The organism is Runella salmonicolor (assembly GCF_024158025.1).
GTDB classification, from domain to species: Bacteria; Bacteroidota; Bacteroidia; order Cytophagales; family Spirosomataceae; genus Runella; species Runella salmonicolor.
On record NZ_JAMZEL010000008.1, the window covers coordinates 82996 to 101724 of the forward strand.

The window sequence follows — 18729 nt, forward strand, 5'->3', positions numbered from 1 at the left end:
GTTTTTAAAAATACTTAAAAATGCCAAACCATTCTCTCGGAATGGTTTTTTTATGCAGGAGGGTTGGTCTCGTTTAAGCGCTTTTTGAGTTCCTTAACCCTTGCACGCTGCATCACAAACTCCGTTTTGCTGTCATTAAGTCTGACGATGTATTTGTCATTTTTTAAAAATGTGTAGGTTTTTAGAAAGCTGAGGTTTAAAATCACCGAGCGATTGATGCGATAAAACTGCTGAGGGTTGAGTTCGGCCTCCAATTCAGACAAATTTTTGCGAATGTTATAGGTTCGCCCCTTTGTATACGCAAAATAGTTATTGGACTCTACTTCAATATAAATAATATCCTGTAAGGACAAAATGGTCTCTCCCAAATCGTCCCACGCTTCAATGGCTTTGATGTACAATGGCACAGGCTGGTCAGGGGAGTCTGTGTTATGAAGGTTTTTGTGCTTCCACTCATTGTAGTCTAGCAATAGGTTGGAATTCAGGTATATATACCCAAAAGGCAGCAAGACGTTTAAGTACGCCATAAACATATTCGGCTGAAAAAAATAGGTCGGGAAATACGTTTCCCATGAGTAGAAAGGATAAAAAAGGAATAAGTACCTAATTCCGTTGGTGAGGGGGCTGAAGATAACAATGGAACCTAAAATGCAGGGCAGAAAGAGGAGTTCGTACATCAACACACTTTTAAGGTTGAGTTTGATGTGCGTGATTCGGAAAAGACGAAGATACATGGGGGCCACCTGTATAAAAATCAGGAAAGACACTACTTCAAACAGGGCGTTGAAGAATAAGGTCACTTTCAAGTAGTTGCCTATTCCACCTTGAAAAAGCGATGAAGCACCGCTTCGGTAGTCGTTAAATAAGGTGATTGACCAAAATAACCCCACGCCCATTATAAGGCTTATAATGAGAAAAAGAGGGTGTTGAAAAGCACGTAAAGTAACAGGCATCAAGGTAGGGTGCTTCATGGTTGTACGAACTTGGCGTCTTTTGACAGTATAACGCTATAAACAGCCCACATTTCAACCCTAAAAATGCATTGTGTTGTCTTGTATGGGTTGCTTATTCACAGGAAAAGGATGATACTTGAATACCATCCTTTTCAAACTAAATTATATTTACTGTTTCCAAAAGATACAGAACCGTTACAACTAACTATGTTATTTGGACTATTCGTTTTTATTTTTTCATCACTATACTGTTTTATTTTTTATAGCAATCCTTTGAAAAGTGGATACTGGGCTTTTTTTAGGAGTTTGATTTTGCCTTTTATGCTTGGAAATAATGGGCTACTTCTTCTATATTTGGACGTAAAATCACTGTGATGAAATGAAAAAAATTGGTGTTCTTTTGCACGGAAACGGCGTTTTTGACGGTTCCGAAATCCATGAATCCGTCTTTGCACTTTTAGCGATTGAAGAACTGGGAGCTGAGGCGGTATGTTTTGCCCCCAACGTAAATCAGCATCATGTTTTGAACCACCTGACAGGGCAAGAAATGCCCGAAACCCGTAATGTGCTGATTGAATCGGCCCGTATTGCACGCGGAAATATCAAAGACATTGTAGATGTAAACGCTAGTGAGTTGGACGGGTTGGTCATGCCTGGCGGATTTGGTACGGCCAAAAACATCACCAAATGGGCTTTTGAAGGTCCGTCTGGCCCAATCTTGGAGTCGGTCAAAACGTTAATTGTGGCTTTGGTGCGTCAGGGCAAACCCATTGCGGGTTTGTGCATGAGCCCAACCACGATTGCCAAGGCGCTGGAAGGAACCGAATTTCATGCCCACCTGAGTGTGGGGACCACCGTAGAAGCATCTCCGTACGACATTGCCGCGATTTCGGCGGGAATGGAGTCCATTGGTCAGGTAGCCGAAATGGCGTCGGTGCGTGAGGTGGCGGTCGATAGAGACCTGAAAATCATTACGGCTCCGTGCTACATGATGGAAGCAAACATTGTAGAAGTACGCGAAAACATTAGACTGGCGATAGAAAAGTTAATTTCTTTGGCTTAAAACTTGCGAATTAATTTTCATACAACTACTTTTGCAACCCCAAACAAAGGAAATGGCGAAGTGGTGGAATTGGTAGACACGCTACTTTGAGGGGGTAGTGGGCGTTAGCCTGTAGGAGTTCGAGTCTCCTCTTCGTCACGTATTCAACGCGTTGTAAGTCAATAGCTTACAACGCGTTTTTTTTATGGCGAATGTCAAGGTGGCAGGATGGTGGCAGACCTATTCAGGTGAAAATTTTTTGTCTATGTCGAAAATGGAATACCCCTACAAAGAAGCCTATCTGCAAAAGCCCGGCGATTCTGACCTTAAAAAGAAGTGGTTTGTCTGCTTTTGGGTGTTTTCGGAAAAACAGGGCAAGCTAATCCGAAAAAGAATCGTAATAAGTGGACCTAGCATCGAAACTCGCGTGGCACTGGCCGACGAAATCATTGCTGAGGTCAACGAGAAACTTCAAAAAGGATTGGTGGCCGATGCCGCAAGGAAGCCGCCACGCGCCAGGGCAGGATTCGTTAACCGAAACCTTACAATTAAGGAAGCCGTTGAACACTTTTTGGCACTGAAGGAAAAAACGCTAAAGAAGGGTTCGTTTGAAACCTATACCAGCTGCGCCAATATTTTCTTTGAATTCCTGCGCCTCAAGAACCTTGAAAAAACAAGGCTTCGGGATTTTCAGCCTGATTATGCCCATGCTTTTACGGACTGGGTGTTGCTCGAAAAACGTTTGAGCAATAAGAGCCACAACAAACATAAGGGGTTCTGCTCGGCGGTGTTCAATGAGTTTTGCAGGCGCAAAATCATCACCGATAATCCATTTACATTCATCAGAAAATTGGCGGTGACACAGGGTAAGCACCGGGTGTTTTCCGAAAATCAGGTGGCGGAATTCAAGCGGCTTTGTGAAGAGAACGCGGATGATGGAACATGGTTTTTTGCTTGTTTCGTGTACTATACTTTTATGCGACCGCATCAGGAGGCGCGGTTGATTCAGATTCAGGACCTAGGCGTTAAGACGATTGTGGTGAAAGAAACGATTGCAAAAACCAGCAGACGGAGGCACTGCTACATTCCTCCGGGCTTGGAGAAAATGTTGATAGAGCGCAACATCAGAAGTTATCCATCCCATTTCTATCTTTTCTCTTATGGCGGCGTACCCGGTGAAAAACTCGTGAGCGAGGGCTATTGGTACGAAAACCACAAACGGTACCTCATTAAAATGGGGCTGTATTTGAAGGATTACGACCTTTATGGCTGGAAACATACGGGCGTTACCGCCCTTTTTCGTGCCACCAAAGACCTCAAATTAGTGCAGGAGCAATGTGGCCACACCGATATTAAGCAGACCGTTGAGTATTTGAGAGATTTAGGTGTGTTTTATTACGAGGGGCAGATTGAGAAGTTCCCTACGATTTAGTATTGTCTTTTTTTGGCAAGGTGTTATTCTCCAATCAGTAGCTGTTTGGAGGAGTCAGGCTTAGGTTCTATACTTTTAACAGCAGTAATTTCATAGCGTTTATCAATATGTGTGTTAAAACGTGAGTCATACTCGGCAATTACATTCAAATCAACTATCATACTATCTCCTTGGCCAACTCTTAATCCATTGTTTATTTCGGCAATAAACGCACTATCCACTATAACAGCTTTTATATTTCTGCCGTCATAGATAAAATCCCATGACACTTTATCGCTTTTAGGGAACAAATCTGGTTTTTTAATAAATAGGCGGACTAAAGATTTGGGTTTTTCAATAGTGGTATTGTTCAAATATGCGTTGCCTTTAGTAAAATCGGAAAAATCTTTGCGCGGAACGTTAATGAGTGTTTTGCCAGTTTCGGTATTTAAAATTTTAATACCTTCAACGTTCGGGTCTTGTTCCAATACTTCAGCTTGTTTTCTGAAAGCTTCATTTAGTGCCTGATTAGAAGTGTATATATTAAAAACACTTTTCTCAATAATTACAGTTTTACCATCATCGTTGGTGACAATTATTCGGTTGTTGCCATCGTCTTCTAATTTTTTTGCTTTTTTGCCTTTCAGGTGTTTAAATAAAAGAAAGATGCCAGAAACAGAACTTACTAAAACACTGGCAACTCCGCCTAAATTATTCCAATATTCAACCTTGTCTTTTGAAAAAATGTCATGACTTACAGCCCAATCATACAGTTGTTGAAATATAAAACTACCTTTTTTGGGAGCTTCAACTCTAATTTTAAGGGTGATTTCAGGAAAAAGATTCCTTTGCACTTCATTGATTATAGTAACAAAGTGTAATTGAGATGATAGTAAAGTATTTATGTCTATATCCTCTACTTCACCCTTATATTGATATTCGAATCTGTCTTTACCGTACATTTTTACGCTATTATTCATTGCTTTATCTTTAGTAAGATAAAGCACTTATTATACAAATATAACGAATTTAACGGAGATATATTTGTATAATAATGTCTCAAATAGCACTTCTGAGGTCCAATTTATATTATTTTGAATTTAAGATGGCTTTCACCCAAACGTACTTTGAGCATCGACGTTCGAGTGGTTTTGCTGCGTTTGCGTTATTTGGTTGACGGTAACGGGTGGCTTTTGGGCGCTTTCGCGGGTCCAGTTTTCGATACTGCCCAAGGTGCCGAGGATGTTGTCCAAAACTCCGAGCTTATCCAAGGCGGCCACCGTAGCTGCAGTGTTTTTTTCGATGTTTTCCATCATGGTTTGACTCCTTGCAATTTCCCCTTGCGTGGAGCCAACGGCCTCTTGTGTGCCTGAATCGACCGTGGCGTCGGCTGGGCTGCCGTACTCTTCGCTGTAGTTGCTACCGCCGCTATCGTAGCCTCCATCTCTGAATGAAGTGTCAGCCTGAGCATTCGACTGATTGTAGTACCCACCACCTTGATTCACACTTTGCCCACCGGCGCTGAATTCGTTGTTCTCGTTGTAAGAGGGGCGGCCGCTACCAGTGTCGTCTACCATTCCACCTTGGTAGTACATCCGTAAGTTGCTGTCGTACGTGCCGCCATCGGAGCCAAAGACTGCGCCTTTTTCGGCATATATTGGTGCTCCGTTTCGGTGCAAGGAGCTGTTTAGGAGGGCGTGGATGGTATTACGGTTGTTGCGGTAGGTGTCTTTCGACAGCACCATGATCGGTTCTTCGCCTTCCATTTCTCCGACTTCCTCGTTGGTGTCTCTGCGTACCAAGGCAATGCCTGATTTGCCGTAGCTTGAGCCGTGGCGCGGGCCTTCGGGAATGCCTGCATTGCGAACGAATCCACCGTACTGAAACGAGGGCGGCTGTTGACGCTTTATGATACCGATTTGGATGGCAGCCATTGCGGCCGAGGCGGCAACGCCAATCAAACCCAAAGGAAACCCCATCGTGGCCATTGACTTGAGGGCGGCCATTGCGGCATTGATGAGGGCCATTGCGATTTGCATATTTTGGTCGCGTTTCCATGCCTTGAGCTTCTCGGCTTTCTCTTTTTCGGCGGCTTCTTTGTTGATGCCTTCTACGCCTTTTTCGTATTGCTCCTTACTGATAATGCCCCGTTTGTACTGGTCATTCCACGCCGTGAGTTGGGCGTTTTTCTCCTTTGTGATGTTGGCAAGTTGCTTTTGCAGGTTCAATTCGTTCATTTTCTGCAAGGCACTTACCACCACTTGCGCACCCTGCAAAATGGCCTGTCCTTTATTATTGGCATCCTGCAACTCCTTATTATTGGCCGCTTTTTGGTTGGCATATTTTTGGTTGAGGAAGTTGATAAAGCTGTTATAATCGCCTGTCATCAGGGATTTTAAGGCGCTGAAAAAATCCTGTTGGGTTTTGTGCCGCGCTTGGAGTGCGTCAAGCTCCGATTTTTTGACCTTATCTTGATGCTCCTGATTGGCCTGCGCTTTGTCGGCCAACATTTTGTTGTCAATCTGCTTGAGATTGTTCGCCAATTGGTCGCCGATTTCCTTCTTTTTGGCGGCATCATTCCCCGCCAGCTTAAGCAATTCTTGGGATGTTTTGTTGGCTTCGAGGCGTTCTTTATCGGCCGTGACTTGGATGCGTCGAAGCTCGTTATCCAGAATCAATTGGTTCAACTGCATTTGCAACGCCTTTCGTTGCTCGGCGTTCAGGCTCTCGTTTTTGAGGTTGGTTTCGAGCGTCGTTTTTTTAGTGTTGAACTCGGCCGTTTGGATGGCGTTACGTTGCTGGGTTTCGAGGGAGTTGAGTTTCTCCAGACGCTTGGTTTCTTCGTCGATGTGCTTTTTTCGGTACTCAGCATCCAAGGCCTCGACCTTCGTTTTGTAGTTATTACGAAGGGCTATTTCGTATTCAGCTTTTGTAAGGGCATCGGCTTTGCCTTTGTTGTTACGGGCTATTTCTTCATTCAATTCCTGCAACATCTGCGCCTTTTTACGGGTCAATTCATCCGCAATTTGAGCGTTTTTCAGAACCTGCGTTTTGTTCTTGAGGTCTTCGGTAGCGGCCAAGGCATCGGCTTTGATTTTCTCGGCTTTCTCCTTTTCCTGCGCGGCTTCTCGGGTGCGTTTTGCCAGCTCCTTTTGCTCTTTTTCGGTGAGGGTTTTGCCGTGGGTAGCGAGGTCGTGGTTGGCCACGTCGGTGGCTACCGCTTTGGCACTTTTGCCGTGTTTTTCCACTGCAGTAGTAGCCGCCTTGATGGCGTCGTCTTTCCATATATCCTTGAATCCTTGGCCGATACTGGAAAAATTACGGGAAGCATTGTCGGACATGGTTTTGATACTGCCACCGATGCGCGTGAGGCCTTCGCTAATCGAAACATCACCTTTCAGTACCGCCCATGCGGTTTCGGCGGTGGTAACCAAGGCGCGAAAGCCATCGACGACCACTTGAATAGCACCGTATACGGACTTGAGGGAGGCAACAACCACATACAATACAGTCGAGAGCACCTTCATGGTATTGCCCGACTTATCCATCGAATCAATCCAAGGGTTGGCCAATTTGGTGACGTCCCAAATCGTTCCAGCTAAAGTCGAAATGATGTCCCAAACGGTAGATGCGATTTCGGAAATGCCACGAAAAACCACCTGCAGCGGTTGGCCTTTTTCGGTGGCCTCGCCAAACCATTTGACCATTGTGATGAAACCGTCGATGACCTTTCCAACGTAGGGCGCCAGCTTTTCGCCAAGCTCGACGCGCTGATTGGTTAGCATGGCCAACGCCTGATTTCCCTTAAATTCGAGGGTATCGTTGTTTTTGGCGGCTTGTTCGTAGGCTTCATTGGTACCCGTCATTTTCTCGGTCAACTTCCCGATTTCTTCCCGATTTTTGACCATGTGTTGGGCGGCAACGATGTTTTCAGTGCCGAACATTTTGGCCATTTCGGCGGTCGAAAGGTTCTGTTTGCCGAGGTTTTCGAGCGCTTTATCCAAGCCCACAACTTTGGGGTTGGTTTCGTCGGCTCCCGTTTGGAGCTTAATCAGCACGTTTCGGAGCATGGTACCCGCTTGCTCACCCTTGAGGGCGATGGTGCTCATGCTTTGCAAGGTGGCATTTGTTTGCTCGAAGCTCAAGCCTGCGGCATTGGCTACGGTACCAGCGGCCTTGAGGGAGCTGCCCACTTCGACGATTTCGGCCGCGCCTTCTTTTGCTCCAGCCGCCATGACGTTGATGAATCGGCTTGCTTGGTCGGCACCTGCACCGAATTGGTTGAGGGAGTTGGCAGTTACTCGGGCAGCATCGGGCAGGTCTATTTTGCCCGCATGGGAAAGGGCAATGGCTTCTTTTGTAACCGCCGCCAAGGCTTCCTTATTGGCCAATAGTTCGGGTTTGGCGCTGCCCATGAGCTGATACGCCTTGAGCATTTCTTCGCCCGTTTTGCCCATCGTGGGGCCGACTTCTTTGGCTTGGTCGGTGAGGTACTTGAGGTCTTTTCCTGTCAGACCCGTAATGGCCGAAAGCTCCTGGGCGGCGGTTTGGAATTTCTTGAACTCTTCGGTTGAAGAACTGAAAAAAGTATAGAGCGCCCGGCCAGCTTCGACAATGGCCGTGATCGTGAATGCGCTCATCATCCAGCCTTTCAAATCACTCCAGATGCCTTGTTGACCTCGCACGCTGACGCCAACTTTGGTGAGCTGTTCGCTGACGGTTTCCATTCGGGCTTTCATTTCGGCACGGATGGCGGGGTCGGTGGCGGCTTCCCACTCTTTTTTGTAGTCGCGGAGTAGCTGCTTGAGTTCCTTTATCGAAAGCTCTTCCAAGTCCATTTCCCGGCGGAGCATCTGCTTTGCCTTGGTGGTGTCTTGGATTCGGTCGGAGACCTCTTTGTACTGCTGAATCAACTCCGTTCGTTTGGCGGGGTCGAGGTCTTTCATGTCGAGTTCTTTTTTCAACTCTTTCTGTTTTGCTTTCAGCGTGTCGATTTCGGTGTCGAGCTTTTTCAGGCTGTCCACGGCAGGTTCTCCGTTGATGAACAGGTCTAAGATTGATTTGTCGCGTAGTTCCATTTCGTCCTTTTTAGGCTTACTCTGCGAAGGTGCAACCTTGCAAAAGAGGTCAATAGGACGTAATTTTCGGGTATGAAAAAATTCATCATCAACATCGTAGGGCCGAGAGCGACAGGCAAAACGACGGTCATCAAGGAGCTGCTTGAGTATCTGCCACAATACGAGGTTTTGGCGATTGATGATTTTAGATTGAAATATGGTTCCAATACGCCAATGAAGGAATTTAATGCGTGGATGGAATTAAGCAATCGTATAAATGAATGCCGATACATTATACTGGAAACCTCGGGAACATCGCAGAATCTACGCGAAGTGTATCAGTATTTGAAATTCTATTATGAACTTGAGGTATTTACGGTGTACCTAGAAGCGCCGCTCAATGAGCGGATTCGTAGGCAACGTGACCGAAAAGTTAGGGGCTATATTGAGCCGATTATGTATTTTGAGCGTTCGATTGAGGAAGAAAGTAGGGCATCCGTTTTGCCAGTTCAGGCGAGGATTTTTAACGTCAACAGTGCGGAAGAATGTGCCGGGCAAATCATGGATAGACTGCCCGACACAATGGTCTAAGAGCGTTCGTCGAAGCGGCCGCGCATAGCAGAGTGAACCGCTGAATTGATACGCCACCTCAGGCGTTTTTTGACTTCGTTGATAAACTTCATTTTGTTTTCATTGTACCAACTACCCCGATAGCCACGCTTTACATCGGGGAAACGACGCTTGTTCATGGCAATAATCCACGCGATGCGGTTGATGGTGCGGTCGTCAGACGTGAAGGCTGATGGGCGGTTTTTCAGGCCCTTGTAATCGTGAATCCACCCAAAATTTTCGACCCCTTCTTTGTAAATGAACCATTCCATTTCGTGTACGGGTGGGATAGATTGGCTATACGTGTAGCGCTTCATGTCCTTAAAACGGCCGTAACTGTTGAACTCAATGTGGGCCTGTGCTATCATCGCCACGGAGTTGGCTACCACGAATTTTTTGAAGGAGTTTTTCAGGTCGGCGGTCAGTACGAGGTTTTGACGTTCGAGGGCATTGCGGAACTGCTGCAGTGCGGCTTCGGTGATTTCGTTGACCTCTTCGGCTACGGCCTTTTCAAATTCTTCCTGTGTTACTTTATAGATTGGTTCCATAATTATAGCCGCCAAGCGGTCATTTGTGGGAGATTCGGTTTGTTGGAAGGAACAATCAATTCATCAATCAGGTAGTTGGTGCCGTTGTGGTGGAAGATGGGCAGCTCGTCGGACTCGCCACGCAAGATGCTCGACACGCGGGCCACTTCATAGGTATTGAGGGCCATTCGCTGTTGAATTTTGTAGGCGTTTTGGCGAAATGCCTCCTCTTCCTGCCAGAAATTGGCGTATAATCCGTTGACGTGGTTCCAGTCCAGAACAGTGGTTCCGTTGGTGTTTGAAGCCAGCGGCACGCCACCGACTACGCCTTTCCAATAGAGCAATCCGGGTACGAATTTTTTTTCGCCCTGGTCGGCCGTAATGCCGAACTGCTTGGTGTAGGGTAGGCCTGCATCCATCATCAGGGAGCGGAACGGTGATTGGACTTTTTGGAGTTGCCCACCCCCAACAGGCACTGCCGTGGCGTAGGGAAGAAAGAAGGTGTCCTTGTTGAGTTGGTCGCCGCTATCGACCGTCCAAGAAAGCTCCAAGCCTGCCGAGCTGAACGGACTGCCACCATTTGGGCGGCGGGCCTTGGAACTTAGGTCGAAAGTACAAGCGCCATTGTAGACGTTTTTGGAATAATCCATCCTCAAAACACGGCGGTACACGTCGAAGCTCAAGCGCAGATTGAAGGTTTTGCGAAGTCCAAGAATCAGTTGGCCGATGGTCATTTCGGGCATGAACAATCGGCGCTCGATGGCGGGAGCGGTGCCTACCTCGCGGGTATTGTAAAGTAGGAGGGCAGCCGTGCGGGCATCGGACCAGAACTCACCCGCGAAGCTCACGCCTGCGAGGTCTCCGACTTTTTGGAGGATGTGTTTCATAAAAAAACAAGGCACTTTGGGTGAGGTACTTACGTAACTACTGGCCGTGTATTTGTTAATGAATCCGTCGTAAGTACCAGGTACGTTTTTTTCGTAGAAAACGGGGTTCTTAATCGTTGGAAAACAACATCCGTTGGTGCTTTGCCAGAGGGTTGCGAGGGTGTCGTTATAGACGGGAACGGGTATGCTGCCCAAGTCCAACTCGCTCAAAAGTCGGGTTTGATAAGCCCCGAAAAATTCGGCAATGTTGGACGTAAAATCGAACTGATAGGCATTGACGGCATCTTTCAGGTACATATAGCCCATGTCGATGAGCGTGGTGGCGAGGTAAATATCAGTGTAGAAATTGCGCTTGGTATTGCCGACCTGCGGGTGATGGATTTGACCGAGGAACGCGGTGTTTTTGGGCGTAAACGGAACCGTGATACCGATGGCGCGTGAGCCTTTGGGCGCGTCGATGTTGAGCATGGAGTTGAGGAGCTGCAGTTCCCATGCAGCTCCAACGTTAAGGTCAACCGGCTCGCCTTCGATGCGGATGTCGAGGGTGCTTATCATATCGTTTCGATTAAGATGTAGAACTTATCTAAACTCACAGGGCTGTACAATGTGCCACCACCGCCCGGGCCGCCAGCTTCATCGAACATGTAGTGGTTTTCGTAACCACTCGAACCAAAAGTGCCGCTGACGTTTTTGCGAAGGGAGCCGTTTTTGTAGATTTTCATGCGGTAGCTCGTGCCAGCGGTGCCGTAGGCGTGTAGATACCAGCCAGTTTGAACGGGAAAATCAAGGTCGTTTGTGCCAGGCGCAAAAATGTACGTACCAGATTGGCCGACGAGCCAAACGTGATTGCCTTTGTCGAGCGCCCCACCGCTGCCGTAGTGGTATAATCCAATGCGGGAGGGTGCATTGGAACGATAGTGAAACTGACCTGCGGGGACGGAAACGGTATAGTCCCAAGGGGCAGTGACGCAAGGGCCGTTGGTGTTGGCGTAGGCCTGCGTGTTGAGGGCATTCCATGCGGCCGATGCGCGGGCGTCGGCTTCAGCCTGCGAAGATTCACTCCCAAAGGTGGCGGCCGCCACGACGATGGTGGGGGCTTCTCCTACTTGTGGGCTTGGGCAAGTCGTGTTTTTGAAGCTGCCAAGTGCCGAAATTAAGACGTTGAGGTAGGGCGTGACGGCACATTCTTCGCTTGCAAAAGAAGAAACATAGCCAACAGTGCCGGGGACGTTGGCCTTTCGGGCTACGCCTTTTACACGCTCCTGCAGACCGTCGGAGTATCGCAATTCGAGTCTGGAAAAAGAGCGTTGTCCAGTGCGGATGCCGTTGGCCGACACGAGGCAATACGGCTCAATCGGAATCCACTGAGTAGGGCGGGCCGTGGTGCTGATGGTGGCGACTGGTAGCGAGCTGAACGCCTTGGCCTCTTTGGAACGGCGAAAGGAGAAGGTACGACCGCCGAAATCTTCCTCATCGTCGGGAGCGTCGAAAGCGGCATTAGTACGCACGATGGGGACCATGCCCTCGGCCGTAACGACGTACACTTTTTCAGCCCACATAAGTTCCTCCAGATAATTTAGCCATGCTCGGTCGGGTTGGTGACCCGTGGCGACGGTGAGCATTCGGTCGCCGACGATGTTGACGATGAATGTTTCTTCGGAAGCGGGCAGGTAATTGGCCTCCAATTGGCGCTGAAACGTGGTGGCCACGGTGGATAGTTGTTCTTGGACTACGCCATGCACACGCAGGGTATCCCAACCTCCGAGGCTGTTGTTGAAAACCAAAAAGCGCACGTAGTGGGTGTACTCAGCATTGACGATGTAGCGGCGCTCTTCGGTCAGTTGGTGGGTGTTTTGGTCGGAGAGCCACACGCGGTAACTGTGGATTTCTTTTTCGGTGCTCGCCTCCAGTGCATCCAATCCGAGGGCTAAGAACCCAACGGGGATGGTGTACAGGGAAAAATTATCGACGGTATCTAGCTCAATTGGGGTGAGGATAGCCGAGCGGGAGCCGTCTGCAAAAGTCACATCGAGGCGGACTTTTAGTGCCGTGGGAACGGGGTCATGGTGGACCAAATAACTCAAAAATTCGGGCTGATTCCGCTCAATGAGTTTGCCAGTGTTGGGCTGCCACGTGAGAAAATTACGGTGATCGGCGATGTACTCGGTGAAGAAGGATTCTTGCCAACCGGCGAACTGTTCTTCGTGCAGTTTTCCGCGAAGAATGTATTCAATTGGGTTGGTGTCTTCGGTCGTAACTTGGTAAGGGTCAACCCATGTTTTTGAAAAAATGGGCATCACGGCCAACGGTTGCAGGGTGATGTTTTTTTGGTCATGGGTGGGGGGCGTGAGCTCAAGCAGACTCCAGACGAATTCCGAAAGGTCGAAGTTGCAGCCTTCGAGGTAGATGTTTTCGCCATCGACAATCGGGGGCAATTCGCGGCCGCGAAGGGATTGGTACAGCTCGTAGATACCCGACCGAAAAGCCTTGGGTTTGTGAATATCGAGGCGATACAATAGCTCGGCCCGATTCTCAATCTCTTCGGGCGCTTCGACGTTGACAATGAGTTGATTTCCTGCCAATCGGAGCGGCAAGGTTCGGAATGAAGCAAGATAATCCATTATGCAGTTTTTTTGATGCAAAATGGATTATCTCGGAAATGTGGAATAGGACGAAGGAGAATAACCACTCAATAACTATTCGAATATATTTAGCTTAGTCTTTAAGTTATTTCAGCTTCATTTTTTTAACTTTAAATTGTATTTTAAAATATAAAAAATATATCCTAAACCGACTATGGCAACAGAACCAACAAATCCGCTAAGAGAAATTTTTGGATACTCCAAAGGTATCTTTTGGGTGCTACTATTCCTATTCGTCATATTCGAAGGAGTAGGTGTTTTTTTTAAGCTCAATGCCCAAAGTGAATATAGCACAATTTTTAATACTTTAAGTGAGGATATAAAAAGTTTAAGCATAGAAGTCTTTATATTTCTTAGGCCATTTTTACAATTAATTATTATCCTATTAATTCTTGAATGGATTCTCAGAAAATTGGGTATTTCATTCACATCTCCTAATTTTAAACTTGAATGGAATGTTCAAAGTTTGATAGCCATACTTATAATATCTGCGTTTACAATTGGTGCGTTAGCTGGGGTTTCTAATGCAGGTTCATTAAAAGATTTAGCTTTAGTTGTAGTAGGTTTTTATTTTGGGACTCAAAAAAAAGTCACTTCAACTACCAAAGACGGAGAATCAAATATTGTTATGACAGAACATACTAATCCTCCCAAACCAGATAATAAGTAATTGATAAATTGGGTTAGTTTCTGGAAAATTAGTATTTGAGTGAATTGACAGGAATATTGAAAGTGACCTCGAAACCCCATCCCCAAGCATCAACGTTGGCTTCTTTTTCGAGTGGAATGAGGCGTTTGGCGTCGGTTTCGATGCGTAGGCGGTTTTTGAGGTTGGCGCGGTTGGTTTCCTCCATGTCCCTATCCATAGTACCGATAACCTTGAGAGCTGCTTTCCACGTGTCGTTTCGGGCGATGAGCGTGGCTTTTTCTTTCTTTGGGTCGGCCTTGGTGAGTACGCAAATCTGACAAATGACGGGAGCTATGGAATGATTGGCGGCATTGTCGCGGTCGGCTGAGTCGAAAATGCCGAGGAATAACGTGATGCCGGGTTTGTACTTATTGTTGAAATAAGACTGAATGGCATCGTTGAATTCTTCGCCCTCGCCAAGGTAGCAATAGTCGGTGATTTCGGGTATACGAACGCCCAAGATGGAAACATAGGCTTCGAGGCCAATAAGGTCGTCAATTTTAACTTGCATGGTTGGGGGAGGTGGTTAGCGGTTTGACTCTTATTCCTGCTTTTCGCGCTCGGCTTCGATGGCCTTTTGGTCGAGAACATCGTCGAGCATAAACGCCCAAACGGTGCGGGCAGGTTGATTGCACGTTTGTTCAAAATTGCCAAAAATACCCTGTTTGGCGGTGTTTTTGAGCATCATCATCCAGCCCATACCGTCTTGATAACGGGGTTCTGACTCTGATTTTCCGAACAATTCCGAGAATTCATCCAAAAAAGCGCGGTTCATTTTTTCGAAATAAGTCAGGAATGATACCTTGATTCCGATGTCGAGGGCGGCGAAGGTTTTGGCGCGTTCGTTGGCGCGGGCCTGATTGTAGGGCTCGCGGTTGTCGCCATTCCAGTCGGCCGACTGGAAAAACGTGTACAAATCGTCGCGTTGGGGGCGGCAAAAGGTAGCAACGAGCAGGTCCAGTGCCGACAAGTCGGGTTCGGTGGGGTGGGCAAACTCGGTGAAAAGCATGTTGCCGACCGCGACCTCAAGCGCGGAAGTGTTGGCGAATTCATCTTCTGGCAACAGGTAGCGAACGCCTTCAAAGTCGAAATAATCGAAGGGTTGACCTTTGAGTTCATCTTCAAAAACCCACGTGAGCATTTCCTTGAAGGTTAGCCATTGCTGAAAACTCAAGACCAGTTTTTTCCACTGCTTATCGTTGAGGCCCAGCCACGTTTGTACGAGTTTTTCCCAAAAAGCGCGGGAACGTTCTTCGATAGGGGCCCGGTGGATGAGCAGGAATGTTTTGACCTGTTCGGGCGAACATTCCTCCCAATTTTCGGGGGCTTGGAGGCGGCGGCGGCCGAGGGTTATTTCAAGCATCGGTTCATGGCGTTAATGATTCCATCTACCATGCCAAAGGCGAAAAAGGCAAGAATGCCAAGCATGAGCGAGCCGATGGCCACGATGCCGACCAATATCCAGAAGACTATTTTTTTGAACATTTCAGTTGCATTTTGAAAAACGAATAATGACAAAAACGGCACCGCCACGCCATGCCCAGGACTCGACCGATTTCCAGAACATTTTGCGCTTGAGCTTCACAATCTCGCTACGTTGGGCGGCAATGATGGTGTCTTTGTGGATGCTCTGCATGTAGAAACTTTCGGCGTCTATTTTGTACTTGAGGGCATTGCGGGCCACGATTTCACTTATCGTGATGTGCCTCATAGGAGTTAGGTTTTGAGTATGCGCGTTCAAGCTCAACAGCAAGAGAATCAACAGGGATATTGTCCACGTCAGCGCGGTTGATTTGACGTTTTTTCTCCAATTTTTGTACAGTTTCGGCATGTGTTTTGGCAGTTTGTTTTTCTACTGCAGTGTTGTTTTTTTGGCGGTATTGTTGCCAAATCGCCAGCCCGATAATCACGAAAAATGCCGCGAATACGTAGGGCCAGCGATTGGAGGTAAGGGAGGCTATCAGGCCTTTTTTTTTACGACGTTGCCGACCGAGGCGATGATGTTTTCGCCTGACAGTTTCTTGAAATCGACGGTAAATTGGGACACAAGCGCGGCAATGAGACCCGCAATCCAAGCGGATTTGTCGGCCAAGAGTGCGACGATTTCGGGTAATTCGATTCCTTGCTGCTGCATGGCGATTACGGCACCGCTGACGGCCGCCAACACGATGCCGATGTTGCGGATGATGGCGAAGAATTTGGGGGTGGGAGCGGCAACGCGATCAACGGCCGAGAGTTTGTTTTGGTCAATCATTGTACTGAGTTTTTGAGGTGAAAGCTCTTTTGTTTTTGCAACTGCAGCCGTAGGGGTGCAATTATTTTTTCTTCGTTGTGGCGAATCAACGCCCGTAATTCCTGTTCGTAATTCTGATAGAACTTCTCTGCTTTTTTGGGCGTTTTGAGGTGCTTAATTCGCAGGGCAATGAGTGAATCAGAGGCGACGAAATCGGGTTTTTTGGGTGGAACTACGACCGACACCTCGACGATGGGCGTGGGGGTCGGCGGTTTTTTGGGTTTTAGGTAGCGAAAAACCAACACAAAAAGACATCCTGCAACCATACCAACTAAGGCAACCGCAGTAAAAGTCAGAGGTGAAATAATCGGCCGCTTCATTTCCCGACGATGTTGGCGATTCGGTAGAACATTTTGATACGGCGACGTACATAATAGACGCCATCGCCTTCGCGGTTGACGGTATTGTAGGCGTTTGAACCCGACGTGTTGGCACCGATGGCGTAGATATAGCCCTCTTCGATGTCTATTTTGTCGAGGATTTCGATGTGTGAAATGTTGCCACCGCTGAAAATATACCCGACTACATCGCCCCGTTTGGGCATTTTGACCATGCGACGATTGCCGCGCAAGGTCTGTTGGGTAAGGACGATTCGACTGTCTACCTTGAACCAATCGCGGGCGCGGGCAGGGGCCGAAATGGCCGTGGGTTTTAGCCCTGCCTTGCTGTAGCAATAGTACACGAATGACGCGCAGTAGGGCGGTATCGGCTTGAGCTTGGCGAGGTAGGAGCTGACCGACCGATGATAGTCAAGAATCCGCGGATGGTCGTTGCGGCCGTGGGGTTCGCGTAGGCCGACTTCGGCCAACGCGATTTTGTAAATCACCTCACGGAGGGAATCGTTGGGCGTTAATCCAACTTGCCCCCGGCAATCAGGACGAAGGCAAAAAGTAAGCAAAAGAATAAGCCCAATGAAATAGCGTTTCGTTGCCATGGGGTGAGGGTTTGGAAGTCTTCGAGAAAATCTAATCCTGAATGATTGAACGGGTTGAAATACTTTCCGAAGCCCGGAAAGAAAACGTTGAGCGCGATGATGACACTCACAAAGCCACCGATGAACACCGAAAACCCGAACATGACTTTCTGGAAACTCACTTCGTTGTAGATGGCGGCATTGGGGTATTTGGCAACAATCCAATCGCCAGAATAGAGGACAATTCCCCAACAGAAAAGCAACAGGGCCGCAATCTTGAGGGTGGTAACCAAAATGGCCGTGGAGCTGGGCGTATACTCGACAGGGGTGGCGACTTCCAAAGGTGGGGCGGGGATATTTAGCCCATATTTTTCCTCCAAATCAGAAATGTCGCTTCGATACTTTTCAATTTTGGTAAAAAGCTCGGCGCGTTTTTCGGGATCGGTTGTGCCTTTTTCGACAAACTCCATCTTCTTGATTTCCTTGCGAAGCATGGTGATGGTCTCCATGTCCCAAGCGCGGTCTTTTTCCAGTTTTTCGACCTTGGCTTTTTCGGCTTGGGCGCCCATTTCCTGCGCTTTGCGGACCATTTCATTGGCTTGGGCAATGAGTTGTTCGGGGGTGAGTTCGTCGCTCATGGTGGGGGTTTCGGTTTTGTTGACGGTAAAAGGCGCTCGACCAATGGGAATTCTGTCATTTTTCATTATCTCAAACGGATTATGGTTTTGTATTTGGTATTATCAACAGGCCACGTTTGGCCGCGATTTTCGACAGGGGTGGGGATGTAATCGGGCAGCTCGTCGGCGTGGGCATCCAAGTAGCGTTTTAGCTCCTTGAGGTTGGCTTCGGCTTCGAGGCCAACGGTACGTTTGTACTCGCAGAAAAGTTTGTCTTGGTCGGACAGCGCCCGTTGATTGTTGATACCATCGAACTCACTCAAGACGCGAAGCCCTCCCGACGGGAGCTGCACGACGTTGAGAAACATCATTGAATCCTCATAGGCCGCGTAGCCAAGCGCCCGTTGAATGTAGGGCATGAGGCGGGTTTCGGCTTCGGTTAGGTCATCGTTTTTCTGGGCTTCGAGTAGCTGTTCGCAATAGTCGGCACCGAGGGCGGGAACGATGGATTTGCGCTGACGCTCTTCCATGTATTCGCGCATGGAGAGGTATAACCGATAATAACCGCGTGTGTAAGGGCAGGCCTTTTTGAGTTCGGTGGCATTTCGGATGAACAATTCACAAGCGGCCAGATAGGTGGCCGAAGTGGCAAAAGTCGGGTAATTTTCGGCCTTCGTGAAAAGTAAATACAGGGCTGATTCTAAGGAGGTAGCGGCATTTTCGGCGGTGGCGGCAATGCGTTTTTCCAACATGGCCTGACGGACTGGCTGGGTTTTTTCGGTCTTGGTTTCCTGCAAACCGTTGTTGCCATCATTGCCAGTCGCATAAGGAAGATAGGCCGCGTAGCCATAGAAAGCCTGCGCCCGACGAATGAGACCAAGCAAGTATTTGTAGTGTTCGTTGGCGGCTGATTCGTTGGGCGCGACGGTGTCTTTGAGGTAGGTCAACAGCTCGGGGCCGAGGGCCTTGGCAATGACATTATCCTCAGCCAAATCCAAATACGGCATGATGCGGTTGATGTCGTCACTGGCCGAGTAAGCGGCTCCGAGAAAAGACCGAAGTTGCTCGGTGGTGGTTATCAGTTTCATGC

General features: G+C 48.0%; 19 protein-coding genes and 1 tRNA gene. 5 read left to right on the forward strand and 15 right to left on the reverse strand.

What is annotated here, in order from left to right; genetic code table 11:
- Positions 1–50: 50 nt before the first annotated feature.
- Positions 51–971: a LytTR family DNA-binding domain-containing protein gene (locus tag NCI00_RS18435; RefSeq protein ID WP_253529945.1), complete on the reverse strand. Its 921-nt coding sequence runs from the start codon at positions 969–971 to the stop codon at positions 51–53.
- Positions 972–1332: 361 nt separating this feature from the next.
- On the opposite strand from NCI00_RS18435, the gene elbB reads away from it, so the two are divergent.
- From elbB to NCI00_RS18450, 3 genes are all read left to right on the forward strand, one after another.
- Complete coding sequence (elbB, locus tag NCI00_RS18440) at positions 1333–2016, forward strand: isoprenoid biosynthesis glyoxalase ElbB (protein ID WP_253529947.1); 684 nt, start codon at positions 1333–1335, stop codon at positions 2014–2016.
- A gap of 54 nt (positions 2017–2070) precedes the next feature.
- A tRNA-Leu gene (locus NCI00_RS18445) sits at positions 2071–2154 on the forward strand.
- A 46-nt stretch (positions 2155–2200) separates the two neighbouring features.
- Positions 2201–3427, forward strand: coding sequence for a tyrosine-type recombinase/integrase (locus tag NCI00_RS18450; RefSeq protein ID WP_253529950.1), 1227 nt, complete (start codon positions 2201–2203; stop codon positions 3425–3427).
- A gap of 23 nt (positions 3428–3450) precedes the next feature.
- Here the strand turns inward: NCI00_RS18450 and NCI00_RS18455 are convergent, their stop codons facing one another.
- Both NCI00_RS18455 and NCI00_RS18460 read right to left on the reverse strand, forming a co-directional pair.
- Positions 3451–4386, reverse strand: a complete 936-nt coding sequence (locus NCI00_RS18455) for an LAPAL motif-containing putative phage structural protein (RefSeq protein ID WP_253529953.1) — start codon at positions 4384–4386, stop codon at positions 3451–3453.
- A 132-nt stretch (positions 4387–4518) separates the two neighbouring features.
- Entirely contained in the window at positions 4519–8484 is a 3966-nt protein-coding gene (locus tag NCI00_RS18460; protein ID WP_253529956.1) for a phage tail tape measure protein, read from the reverse strand.
- Between the two features lie 72 nt (positions 8485–8556).
- Between NCI00_RS18460 and NCI00_RS18465 the strand changes: the two genes are divergently transcribed.
- Entirely contained in the window at positions 8557–9054 is a 498-nt protein-coding gene (locus tag NCI00_RS18465; RefSeq protein ID WP_253529958.1) for an AAA family ATPase, read from the forward strand.
- Here NCI00_RS18465 and NCI00_RS18470 read toward each other — a convergent pair.
- Genes NCI00_RS18470 through NCI00_RS18480 form a run of 3 tightly spaced genes read right to left on the reverse strand, consistent with a single transcriptional unit; the run spans position 9051 to position 13107 of the window.
- The gene (locus NCI00_RS18470) at positions 9051–9620 is read right to left on the reverse strand and encodes a hypothetical protein (protein WP_253529960.1); all 570 of its coding nucleotides are present in this window, start codon (positions 9618–9620) and stop codon (positions 9051–9053) included. The two genes, NCI00_RS18465 and NCI00_RS18470, sit on opposite strands and share 4 nt — an antisense overlap.
- 2 nt (positions 9621–9622) lie before the next feature.
- A complete protein-coding gene (locus NCI00_RS18475; protein ID WP_253529962.1) occupies positions 9623–11041 on the reverse strand; it encodes a DNA adenine methylase in 1419 nt (472 codons plus the stop codon).
- Entirely contained in the window at positions 11038–13107 is a 2070-nt protein-coding gene (locus NCI00_RS18480; RefSeq protein WP_253529963.1) for a DUF5977 domain-containing protein, read from the reverse strand. Before NCI00_RS18480 ends, NCI00_RS18475 begins: the two co-directional genes overlap by 4 nt.
- Before the next feature lie 175 nt (positions 13108–13282).
- On the opposite strand from NCI00_RS18480, the gene NCI00_RS18485 reads away from it, so the two are divergent.
- A complete protein-coding gene (locus NCI00_RS18485) occupies positions 13283–13798 on the forward strand; it encodes a hypothetical protein (protein ID WP_253529964.1) in 516 nt (171 codons plus the stop codon).
- Between the two features lie 28 nt (positions 13799–13826).
- Here the strand turns inward: NCI00_RS18485 and NCI00_RS18490 are convergent, their stop codons facing one another.
- The 9 genes from NCI00_RS18490 to NCI00_RS18530 all read right to left on the reverse strand — a co-directional run bounded on the left by NCI00_RS18490 (position 13827) and on the right by NCI00_RS18530 (position 18727).
- Positions 13827–14327 (reverse strand): hypothetical protein, encoded by a 501-nt coding sequence (locus tag NCI00_RS18490; RefSeq protein ID WP_253529965.1) that lies wholly within the window; start codon positions 14325–14327, stop codon positions 13827–13829.
- A gap of 30 nt (positions 14328–14357) precedes the next feature.
- Positions 14358–15179: a hypothetical protein gene (locus NCI00_RS18495; RefSeq protein WP_253529966.1), complete on the reverse strand. Its 822-nt coding sequence runs from the start codon at positions 15177–15179 to the stop codon at positions 14358–14360.
- A 123-nt stretch (positions 15180–15302) separates the two neighbouring features.
- Positions 15303–15527 (reverse strand): hypothetical protein, encoded by a 225-nt coding sequence (locus tag NCI00_RS18500; protein ID WP_253529967.1) that lies wholly within the window; start codon positions 15525–15527, stop codon positions 15303–15305.
- The gene (locus tag NCI00_RS18505) at positions 15505–15726 is read right to left on the reverse strand and encodes a hypothetical protein (protein WP_253529969.1); all 222 of its coding nucleotides are present in this window, start codon (positions 15724–15726) and stop codon (positions 15505–15507) included. The genes NCI00_RS18500 and NCI00_RS18505 overlap by 23 nt, the downstream gene beginning before the upstream one ends.
- 50 nt (positions 15727–15776) lie before the next feature.
- On the reverse strand, positions 15777–16070 hold the full coding sequence (locus NCI00_RS18510) for a hypothetical protein (protein ID WP_253529971.1): 294 nt from the start codon (positions 16068–16070) through the stop codon (positions 15777–15779).
- Positions 16067–16429: a hypothetical protein gene (locus NCI00_RS18515; RefSeq protein ID WP_253529974.1), complete on the reverse strand. Its 363-nt coding sequence runs from the start codon at positions 16427–16429 to the stop codon at positions 16067–16069. The genes NCI00_RS18510 and NCI00_RS18515 overlap by 4 nt, the downstream gene beginning before the upstream one ends.
- Entirely contained in the window at positions 16426–17043 is a 618-nt protein-coding gene (locus NCI00_RS18520) for a C40 family peptidase (RefSeq protein WP_253529976.1), read from the reverse strand. Before NCI00_RS18520 ends, NCI00_RS18515 begins: the two co-directional genes overlap by 4 nt.
- Entirely contained in the window at positions 16959–17726 is a 768-nt protein-coding gene (locus NCI00_RS18525) for a TMF family protein (protein ID WP_253529979.1), read from the reverse strand. The genes NCI00_RS18520 and NCI00_RS18525 overlap by 85 nt, the downstream gene beginning before the upstream one ends.
- Complete coding sequence (locus NCI00_RS18530) at positions 17726–18727, reverse strand: DUF6712 family protein (protein WP_253529982.1); 1002 nt, start codon at positions 18725–18727, stop codon at positions 17726–17728. Before NCI00_RS18530 ends, NCI00_RS18525 begins: the two co-directional genes overlap by 1 nt.
- Between the last annotated feature and the right edge of the window lie 2 nt (positions 18728–18729).

What these genes read in the sequence shown, in the direction of transcription:
- NCI00_RS18435 (WP_253529945.1), bottom strand. Translation starts at nt 971, where the DNA reads ATGAAGCACCCTACCTTGATGCCTGTTACTTTACGTGCTTTTCAACAC.
- elbB (WP_253529947.1), top strand. Translation starts at nt 1,333, where the DNA reads ATGAAAAAAATTGGTGTTCTTTTGCACGGAAACGGCGTTTTTGACGGT.
- NCI00_RS18450 (WP_253529950.1), top strand. Translation starts at nt 2,201, where the DNA reads ATGGCGAATGTCAAGGTGGCAGGATGGTGGCAGACCTATTCAGGTGAA.
- NCI00_RS18455 (WP_253529953.1), bottom strand. Translation starts at nt 4,386, where the DNA reads ATGAATAATAGCGTAAAAATGTACGGTAAAGACAGATTCGAATATCAA.
- NCI00_RS18460 (WP_253529956.1), bottom strand. Translation starts at nt 8,484, where the DNA reads ATGGAACTACGCGACAAATCAATCTTAGACCTGTTCATCAACGGAGAA.
- NCI00_RS18465 (WP_253529958.1), top strand. Translation starts at nt 8,557, where the DNA reads ATGAAAAAATTCATCATCAACATCGTAGGGCCGAGAGCGACAGGCAAA.
- NCI00_RS18470 (WP_253529960.1), bottom strand. Translation starts at nt 9,620, where the DNA reads ATGGAACCAATCTATAAAGTAACACAGGAAGAATTTGAAAAGGCCGTA.
- NCI00_RS18475 (WP_253529962.1), bottom strand. Translation starts at nt 11,041, where the DNA reads ATGATAAGCACCCTCGACATCCGCATCGAAGGCGAGCCGGTTGACCTT.
- NCI00_RS18480 (WP_253529963.1), bottom strand. Translation starts at nt 13,107, where the DNA reads ATGGATTATCTTGCTTCATTCCGAACCTTGCCGCTCCGATTGGCAGGA.
- NCI00_RS18485 (WP_253529964.1), top strand. Translation starts at nt 13,283, where the DNA reads ATGGCAACAGAACCAACAAATCCGCTAAGAGAAATTTTTGGATACTCC.
- NCI00_RS18490 (WP_253529965.1), bottom strand. Translation starts at nt 14,327, where the DNA reads ATGCAAGTTAAAATTGACGACCTTATTGGCCTCGAAGCCTATGTTTCC.
- NCI00_RS18495 (WP_253529966.1), bottom strand. Translation starts at nt 15,179, where the DNA reads ATGCTTGAAATAACCCTCGGCCGCCGCCGCCTCCAAGCCCCCGAAAAT.
- NCI00_RS18500 (WP_253529967.1), bottom strand. Translation starts at nt 15,527, where the DNA reads ATGAGGCACATCACGATAAGTGAAATCGTGGCCCGCAATGCCCTCAAG.
- NCI00_RS18510 (WP_253529971.1), bottom strand. Translation starts at nt 16,070, where the DNA reads ATGATTGACCAAAACAAACTCTCGGCCGTTGATCGCGTTGCCGCTCCC.
- NCI00_RS18515 (WP_253529974.1), bottom strand. Translation starts at nt 16,429, where the DNA reads ATGAAGCGGCCGATTATTTCACCTCTGACTTTTACTGCGGTTGCCTTA.
- NCI00_RS18520 (WP_253529976.1), bottom strand. Translation starts at nt 17,043, where the DNA reads ATGGCAACGAAACGCTATTTCATTGGGCTTATTCTTTTGCTTACTTTT.
- NCI00_RS18525 (WP_253529979.1), bottom strand. Translation starts at nt 17,726, where the DNA reads ATGAAAAATGACAGAATTCCCATTGGTCGAGCGCCTTTTACCGTCAAC.
- NCI00_RS18530 (WP_253529982.1), bottom strand. Translation starts at nt 18,727, where the DNA reads ATGAAACTGATAACCACCACCGAGCAACTTCGGTCTTTTCTCGGAGCC.